The 8352-nt window shown below is 56.5% G+C and carries 8 protein-coding genes and 3 pseudogenes; 8 read left to right on the forward strand and 3 right to left on the reverse strand.

The window, feature by feature from the left end; translation table 11 throughout:
• The 7 genes and pseudogenes from I656_RS09690 to I656_RS09660 all read left to right on the forward strand — a co-directional run.
• Window positions 1–402, forward strand: a 402-nt coding sequence (locus tag I656_RS09690; RefSeq protein ID WP_020754663.1) for a bifunctional adenosylcobinamide kinase/adenosylcobinamide-phosphate guanylyltransferase, incomplete at its 5' end; no start/stop codon positions are given.
• 14 nt (window positions 403–416) lie between these two features.
• Window positions 417–995 (forward strand): cob(I)yrinic acid a,c-diamide adenosyltransferase, encoded by a 579-nt coding sequence (locus tag I656_RS09685; protein ID WP_033005302.1) that lies wholly within the window; start codon window positions 417–419, stop codon window positions 993–995.
• The gene (locus I656_RS09680; protein WP_020754665.1) at window positions 992–1474 is read left to right on the forward strand and encodes an ECF transporter S component; all 483 of its coding nucleotides are present in this window, start codon (window positions 992–994) and stop codon (window positions 1472–1474) included. Before I656_RS09685 ends, I656_RS09680 begins: the two co-directional genes overlap by 4 nt.
• Window positions 1467–2182: pseudogene (locus I656_RS09675) on the forward strand (AIR synthase related protein). Before I656_RS09680 ends, I656_RS09675 begins: the two are co-directional and overlap by 8 nt.
• Window positions 2183–2310: 128 nt before the next feature.
• Window positions 2311–2853 (forward strand): RNA polymerase sigma factor SigX, encoded by a 543-nt coding sequence (gene sigX, locus I656_RS09670; RefSeq protein ID WP_033005303.1) that lies wholly within the window; start codon window positions 2311–2313, stop codon window positions 2851–2853.
• On the forward strand, window positions 2831–3931 hold the full coding sequence (locus I656_RS09665; RefSeq protein ID WP_020754668.1) for a hypothetical protein: 1101 nt from the start codon (window positions 2831–2833) through the stop codon (window positions 3929–3931). Before sigX ends, I656_RS09665 begins: the two co-directional genes overlap by 23 nt.
• Before the next feature lie 273 nt (window positions 3932–4204).
• On the forward strand, window positions 4205–5017 hold the full coding sequence (locus I656_RS09660) for a histidinol-phosphatase (protein WP_020754670.1): 813 nt from the start codon (window positions 4205–4207) through the stop codon (window positions 5015–5017).
• Between the two features lie 128 nt (window positions 5018–5145).
• On the opposite strand, the pseudogene serA reads toward I656_RS09660, so the two are convergent.
• The 3 genes and pseudogenes from serA to I656_RS09650 all read right to left on the reverse strand — a co-directional run bounded on the left by serA (window position 5146) and on the right by I656_RS09650 (window position 7869).
• Window positions 5146–6719, reverse strand: a pseudogene (gene serA / locus I656_RS0115280) (phosphoglycerate dehydrogenase).
• A gap of 221 nt (window positions 6720–6940) precedes the next feature.
• Window positions 6941–7444 carry an inorganic diphosphatase gene (locus tag I656_RS09655; protein WP_020754674.1) on the reverse strand — a complete coding sequence of 168 codons (504 nt, stop codon included), beginning with the start codon at window positions 7442–7444 and terminating at the stop codon, window positions 6941–6943.
• A 176-nt stretch (window positions 7445–7620) separates the two neighbouring features.
• Complete coding sequence (locus I656_RS09650) at window positions 7621–7869, reverse strand: ferredoxin (protein ID WP_008879661.1); 249 nt, start codon at window positions 7867–7869, stop codon at window positions 7621–7623.
• Window positions 7870–8103: 234 nt separating this feature from the next.
• Between I656_RS09650 and I656_RS09645 the strand changes: the two are divergent.
• Window positions 8104–8352 (forward strand): annotated as a pseudogene (locus I656_RS09645) (Rrf2 family transcriptional regulator); the annotation flags it as partial.

Here is an 8352-nt window from a genome sequence, read left to right on the forward strand (position 1 = left end):
GGCGGTGCGTTCCAAGGAAAGCGAAAATGGGTGCGGGAACGGTACGGAATAAGCGACGGTGTTCATATCGTATGGCATGACGGCTATCAGGATTCATACGGGTGGCCGGATGGCGCCAAGACGGCGAAAACAGTTGTCTTGGATGGGCTCGAAGCCGCCATCCGCCGCCTTCCGGACCCAGAGGAATGGGAGCGGTTTTTCTGCGCTTGGAAGCAGTGGGAGGAAGGAGCGGCCGGCCGCACGGTCGTCTGGATTGGCACCGATGTGACGCAAGGCGTTGTTCCGGTTGATCCACAAGAACGGCGCTGGCGCGACGCCGTGGGAATGTGCTACCAGCGACTAGCTTCCTTGTGCTGCCGCGTCGACCGCATTTGGTGCGGACTGGCGGAACGATTGAAATAAGGGGGAGAGGAAAAGTGAAATTGTATACGCGAACAGGAGACCAAGGAAAAACGAGTTTAGTCGGCGGGCGCGTTGATAAAGATCATTTGCGCGTCGAGGCGTATGGGACGATCGATGAAGCGAACTCGTTCATTGGCTGGGCGCTGGCCCTGCTCGCTGACGATGAACGGTTTCGCGATCTTTGCGCCGAATTGCAAAAAATTCAGCATGAACTGTTTGACTGCGGCGGCGACTTGGCCATCGTCAACGGCAAGCTGCCGTATAAAGCGACCGAGGAGATGGTTGCCTTTTTGGAGCAGCGCATTGACGCCTATGTCCAAGAGGCGCCGCCGCTTGAGAAGTTTATTTTGCCGGGCGGATCGAAGGCCGCTGCCGCGCTTCATCTGGCGCGCACGGTGACGAGAAGGGCGGAGCGCTGCATCGTTTCGTTGCAAAAAGCGGAGCCGATCAACGACGTTGTTCTGAAATATATGAACCGCCTGTCCGATTATTTGTTCGCTGCCGCCCGGGTTGTGAACGCCCGCTCAGGGGTGAAGGATGTCGAATATGAGCGGAGCGCCATCGTGTTCCGCGACAAGGAGGAGAAGCAATGAGCCGCCGCCTGGCTTGGATGGCTGTTTGTTTAGCGCTTTCGGTTGCCGGGTCGTTCATCAAGCTGCCGACGTTTGTCGGCAGCATCGCGTTAGACAGCGCTCCGGCACTCGTTGCCGCCGCCATCCTTGGTCCGCGCGCCGGAGCGGCGGTTGCAGGGCTGGGGCACCTCGTTTCGGCGGTGGTCGGCGGGTGGCCGCTCGGCCCGTTCCATTGGCTTGTCGCATTGGAAATGGCCGGGCTTGGCGCGCTGTTCGCCGTGCTGCATCAGCGGGGATGGAAAATGGGCAGCGCCGCCGCCTTTTTCATCGGCAATGCGTTGTTAGCACCGCTGCCGCTTGCGGTTTCGTTCGGCTGGCCGTTTGTCCTTGCCGTCATTCCGCCGCTTTCCGCCGCCGCTTTGGCCAACGTGTTGATCGCGCTGGCCGTTGCCCCGGCGGCTGCCCGTTTGATGACGAAGGCGGGGGCGCCGCATGCGTGATGTGCTCTTCCTTCCATTGACTGATGGCAGAGAGCTCGCCATTGCCGCAGACGGCTCGGCGGCGGTCGGGGAGAAGCCGGGCGATGCGGTATATGCTCCCGCGGAGACGGTCGCATATTTTGCCGCCCGCGTCGCCTTGATGGAGTTGCTGAGCGTCGGGGCGGAAGCGAGCGCCGTCATCTTGCAAAACTTCGTGGCTGATGACCGATGGGAAGCGCTTTGCCGCGGCATTGAACGAGCGTGCCATGAACTTTCCCTTCGCCTTCCGGTCACCGGCAGCACGGAATCGAATTTTTCCACCGTCCAGTCAGCGCTTGGCGTGATGGCGGTCGGAACGGTGGCGGCCGAACGGAAGCGGATCGGCGTCACGCCGGAGGGAGCGAAGTTTGCCGTCATCGGCGCCCGCTCGTCGGCCCGGCTGTGCTGGCGCATCCTCAATGGGTCGCGCCGCTTTCGCTGTTTGTTGAGCTTCTCGCCTCTCCGTCTGTTTATGAGCTCGTTCCGATCGGTTCCAAAGGCATTTACTACGAATGGATGCAGCTGTTGGCCGCCAACGGCCGCCAAGGGCGGGCTTGCGCCTGCCCGTTGCCGCTTTTTGCCTCTGGCGGCCCGGCGACGTCGTTTTTGATCAGCTATGACCGGGCGGCAGAGGGCGCATTGCGGAAGCAAGCCGGCCGCCTCTTTTTTCCGCTCTTTGCCGAGCGATAGCCGGTTCGCTCGGCCGTCTTCCTTTTTCGTCCAAAAAAATGGTTCCCTTTTTGTATGGAACCCGTTATCATGAAGATAACGGAATGGTTCGGCTTTGGTCCATGGAAACGAATAGGGGGAGAGACACGATGGACCCCGTTTTTGAACAGTTGTACGAACAATATCACGATGATTTGTTTAATTTTTTGTTTTACATGGTGCGAAATCGAGAGCATGCCGAAGATTTAGTGCAAGAAGTGTATGTGAAAGTGCTGCGTTCGTACAAACGGTTTAAAGGGCAATGCAGTGAAAAGACGTGGCTGCTGTCCATTGCGCGCCATGTGGCGATCGATTTTTTTCGCAAGCAAAAACGGCGCCAGTGGGTGAAGGCATCGGAGTGGAGCGAGGAGCAGCTCGGCGCCGACGAGCCGATGCCGGAGGAAATCGCGATTCAAAACGAGGAAATTCAACTCATGTACCGCTGCTTGGCGCGCTGCACGGTCGACCAACAGCTTGTGCTCGTCCTCCGGTTCATCCAGTCGCTGTCGATTGCTGAAACGGCGGCTGCGCTCGGCTGGACGGAAAGCAAAGTGAAAACAACGCAGCATCGCGCGTTGAAGGCGCTGAAACAATATATGGAGGAAGAGGCCGAACGGGAGGAGTGGCGGCATGAAAAAATTTCCCTGGAATGAGCGATGCATCGAACATAACCTTGAGCAGCTGCCCTTGGTGAAAGACCGGCGCACAAAAGAGGCTGTTTACGAACGGCTTCAGCGCGCCCAGCGCAAGATGCGCTGGAGACGGCGCTGGCTTCCGGCGGCGTCGATGGCCCTCTTTCTTGCAGTTGTTGCCGTCGGGATGAATGCGGCCGTTCCGGAGCGCGCGGAACAGCAGCAGCGATCCTCGACCGTCAAAATGCTGCGAGCCGGGAGCGCTTCCCCCCAAGTCGAGACGATAATGGCCGCTGATGCGGCGCCGGCACAGGAAGATGCCGGCGTCATGGTGGTCGGCTTGCCTGATGAGGCAAACGGCCGTGTGGTGCCAGTGGCGGTTCCGCTCAGCGGCCGATTGGCCCCCGAAGAGCGGTTCACGGCAGCGCTGCGCGTGCTTGGGCGCTCTCCGCTGCGGGCGGCGTCCGCTTGGTTTAATGGAGTGGTCATTCAGCCGGCCGCCGGGGGGACGGGAGAATGGATGGTGCACGTCCCGGCTCATCACCGTGTGTTTTCGGCCAACCGCAAAGAGCAGAAGCTGTTTGTCGACGCTCTCGTCGAAACAGCGCGGCAAATGGGGGAGCGGCGCCTCCGCTTTTTCACCGGAGAGAAGGAAGGGCTTGAGTTGCCGGCGCTCGGAATGGTAAAAGCGACAAAAATCAAGGAGCGGCAGCGAATGTATTATAAAAACAGCGCTTCGTTCGGCTATACAGTGCTCGTCCCGGCGCCGGTCAGCGCCCGCACGTTTCCGGAGGCGCTGAAGCAGATGAAAACATCGACGATCCGCGGGCTCGAGCCGGCCATTCCGCCGGGAGTGAAAGTGGAGCTGGCTGATATGGATGCGCGGCATGCGACGGTCCGGATTCAGCTGGCCGCTCAGCCGCGTGCGGAGGACGCGGCGCGCATGGCGGAGGCTGTGCTGCTGACAGCGAAAGAGTTTGGCTTCCGTGAGGTGACGTTCGCGGCTGACGGTTTGTCGAACTTGGGCCCGTACCCGGTTGGAACGCGAATCCGCGTGCCGGCCGGGCCGAACGCTCTGTTGATGGCGGCCGGCCGGTAGCCGCCGTTTGCGTCGTTTTGTTACGATCTTCACTTTGTTGTTCTATCGGGGATGATGTTGGCATAAGACATATATGGCGCAAAGAAGGCAAGGAGGGGTGGCAGATGGATGATCTCATGACACGGCTCTTGGCGGTCGCCGGCGTCGCGGTATGCGTCGGGCTGTTGTTTCTCGTCGGCGCGAACGGATGATTGGATGACGATTCGCCAAATGGTTGTCCTTTCTTGCGGTGATGCGTTATAATGAAAAAAACAGCAGGAGGGGAGAAACACTGTGCTGACTGATTATCACAACCATTTGGAGCGGGGGACGCTGACGCTCGATTATTTGCGCCAGTTCACCGATGAAGCTGCGAAAAAAGGCATTCAGCATTTTGGCATTTCCGAGCATGCGTACCATTTTTACCAAACGAAAAACATTTTGTCCAACCCGTGGGTGGAGGCGCGCCGGTGCTACGATATGGCCGACTATGTCCGCCTGTTCCATGAAGCGTGGGATGCCGGAATCGACGTGAAAATGTCGATTGAAATGGATTACACCCCCGGCAAACATGAGGAAATGGCCGCGTTTATCCGCTCGTACGAGTTTGACTATGTCATCGGTTCGATCCATTGGGTCGACGATTTCGGCATCGACTTAGTCGAGTTCCGCCGTGAATGGGAACGGCGCGATTTGTATGATACATATCGCAAATACTTCGATCAAGTCGTAACGCTCGCCGAGTCGAACTTATTTGATATTATCGGCCATTTGGATTTGGTGAAAATTTTTAAATACGTTCCGGAAGATGAAGAGTTTTTGCTTGAGCAATACGACCGGGCGACGACAGCGCTCGCCAATTCGAAAACATGCGTTGAGATCAGCACCGCCGGGCTGCGCAAGCCGGTCGGCGAACTGTATCCCGACCCGCGGCTGTTGAAAATGTGCTACGACAAAGGCATTCCGATCGTGCTGTCATCCGATGCGCACGTGCCGGGCGATGTCGGCGCCGACTTTGACAAGGCGGTCGAACTTGCCCGCAGCGTCGGCTATACCGAACTCATGACGTTCTCGAAAGGCGAGCGGAAAGCGGTGCCGCTCGGTTAAGCGGAATGGACGGCGGAAACAGGCCGCCATGCACAGAAGGCAGCCACAGCGCCTGTTGCAAGGCGCTGCGCCGCCAACGATGAAAAAAGCAGGCTTCCCGTTTGGGAACCCTGCTTGTTTTGTTTTCGTTACGCTTCGAGCCGTTTGACGGTTTCAATATCGTCAATTTGCGCCAGCGCTTGTAATACCGCGTCATCGACCGGTTTGTCGAGCGATAGGATCATCATGGCTTTTCCGCCCGCTTCTTGGCGGCCGACTTGCATCGTGGCGATGTTGACGTTATGCGCCCCGAGCACGTTCCCGACTTTCCCGATCATCCCCGGGCGGTCGTGGTGCTGAATGTAAAGGAGATGGCCTTCCGGCGCGAAATCGATCGTGACGCCGTCAAAATGGACGATGCGGTCGCCGTAGTTTGGCACGTGCGTTCCTTTGATCGTAAACGTTTTGTTCTCGCCATGGACAGTGAGCGAAATGCAGTTTGCATAGCCGTGCGTCTCATCAGAGAATTTTTCGCCGTACGTGATGCCGCGCTCTTTGGCGACCATGGCGGCGTTTACCTCATTGACGGTGGAAGCGACGCGCGGCCGCAGGAAGCCGGCAAGCAAGCTGCGAGTGATGTACGTCGTTTCCAAATCGGCGACCGTGCCGGCGTAGGTGACCGACAACTCTTGAACCGGGATGTTCATAAACTGCGATGCAATTAAACCGAGCTTTCGGCCTAAATGATAGAATGCTTGAATTTTCTCATAGACGTCTTTCGACAGCGCCGGCAGGTTGATCGATGATGTGACCGGCTGCCCTTCAAAAAAGTGGAGCAGCTCTTCAGCGACTTGGGTGGCGACGTTCAGTTGCGCTTCGACGGTCGACGCCCCTAAATGCGGCGTAACGATGACATTATCAAACGCCAGCAGCGGGTGGTCGCCCGGCGGCTCCTGTTCAAAGACGTCGAGGGCGACGCCGGCGACATGGCCGCTTTCCAAAAACGGAATGAGCGCCTGCTCATCGATAATGCCGCCGCGAGCACAGTTGATTAAGTATACCCCTTTTTTCGTCTTCGCCAAATTTTCCGTGCCAAGCAAGCCTCTTGTTTCTTTCGTCAGCGGTGTATGAACGGTGATGATGTCGGCGGCTGCCAGCACCTCATCAAGTGAATGGATGGAGACGCCGAGCTTCTCCGCCCGCTCTTTCGTCAAAAACGGATCGTAGACGTGCACGGTCATGCCGAACGCCCGCGCCCGCTTTGCTACTTCTGATCCGATGCGGCCGAAGCCGATGATGCCCAATTTCTTGCCGAACAGCTCGTTGCCGACAAACGCCGAGCGGTTCCATTCCCGCGATTTGACCGAAATGTGCGCTTGCGGGATGCGGCGGACGAGCGCAGCCATCATGCAAACGTATGCTCTGCGGCGGAAATCGTATTGCCGTTCGGCGCGTTAATGACGACGATGCCGCGTTTCGTCGCGGCGTCGACGTCAATGTTGTCGACGCCGACCCCGGCGCGGCCGACAATTTTCAGCTTCGGCATTTTCGCCAACAGTTCTTCCGTCACTTTCGTTGCGCTGCGCACAAGCAAGGCGTCAAACGTGTGCAATTCGTCCTCCGCTTCGCTCACGTTTTTTTGAACGATGTCGATGTGCGCCGATGTGCGGAGCGGCGCCAAGCCTTCTTCGCTAATGGCGTCGGAAACGAGTACGCGAACCACAGCAGGTGCCCCTTTCTGTTTCGAAGATGTTAAATTTCTGATAATTTAACATAGCAAAGCGCTTTCTGTCAATGGAAAGCGAAGAAGTCATACCAATGACAACGCTTTCTGTTTTGGGGAATGTTCGTGTTTCCAAAAGAAAACCGCCCATATCCAAAGATATAGGCGGGATTGTTCGGAAATAGCTGAGGTTCGCGTTGGATGTACAACGCTTCAGGCGATTATTTTTTGTTTTGTTCGTTGTAGCGGGCGATGCACTCATCGATCAATTTCGCCGCAGCTTCCGGCCCTTCCCATGTGCCGATTTCCGTCCGCTTGCCTTGCAAGTCTTTGTACCGTTCAAAGAAGTGGGCGATTTCTTTCAGCTTGTGCTGCGGCAGGTCTTCAATCGAGCGGACTTCATCAAAGCGCGGGTCTTCGACTGGCACGCCGATGAGCTTGGCGTCCTCCTCGCCGCTGTCGACCATGTTCAAAAAGCCGATGACGCGTGTATCGATGACGCAGCCCGGGAATGTCGGATTCGTTGTGATGACCAAAATATCGAGCGGGTCGCCATCGAGCGCCAACGTATTTTGCAAGTAGCCGTACTCAGCCGGGTAAAACATCGGGGAGTACAAGACGCGGTCGAGTTTGAAAACGCCCCGCTCTTTGTCGAACTCGTATTTGTTTTGGCTGCCGGTTGGAATTTCGATAAACGCTTCGACAATTTTATTTTCGAATGCCACAACCCGTTCCTCCTTTTTTGGTTGTTATGTACGCATGAAAACTCGCCCGCCGGCGCGCAGGGCGGGCAAGACAATCTTATTGTAGCATGTTCCCTTGCGGCGCGCCACTTGTCAAATGGCATTTTTTCACGCTTTCGTCAAAAAACCCTCTTGCCGATTCGGCAAGAGGGGAGATTTCAGTCGAATTTATTTGGATCGCCGTCAAACGGCTCGTCAGCGACTTTGATCGACTCGGTCGGGCAGCCTTCAAACGCATCCATCATATCGTCGATTAAAATGTCCGGCACTTCGACAATCCCTTGGTTGTCGTCAAGCGTGACGTAGGCAATGCCGTCCTCGTCATAATCGTAAATGTCCGGAGCTGCCGCGCCGCATGCTCCGCAGGCAATACATGTTTCTTTATCGACAATCGTATACTTTGGCATAAAAATCGAACCTCCCCAATTTTTTGGAAACGGACGGGTCATCTCCGTGTTGCCTGCTCGGAAATGAACTTTTCACTTTTATAATAAGACCGTTCGCCCCGCTTTTCAACTAAAAAATTGCTCTCCTGTATTTTTACACATATGCCCCTTGTTTATTTTTGTTCCAAAATCGCTTTTTCATTGCAAACGGCTTGTGCAATTTTTGTTACAATAGAGGCGGGGGAGGAATCAAAGATGCGGCACGGTTACGCCTCGTTTTTGCTTGCCCACTGCTTGCGCCGCCTAAACGGTGAACGGACGCTGGCAGCGGTGTACCATTTGTTGTCTGGAAAAAAATCAGCCCAGACGCTGCAAGACTGCAAATGGTTTCAACTTGCGCCGTTTTTCGGCACATGGAAAGACGTGACGATGGACCGATTGGAGGAGGCGGCTCTCGTGCTCGTTCGGAAGCAGCGGGCCGCGCCCGTCCATGACCGGACATAT

The sequence above is a fragment of the Geobacillus sp. WSUCF1 genome (genome assembly GCF_000422025.1).
GTDB classification, from domain to species: Bacteria; Bacillota; Bacilli; order Bacillales; family Anoxybacillaceae; genus Geobacillus; species Geobacillus zalihae.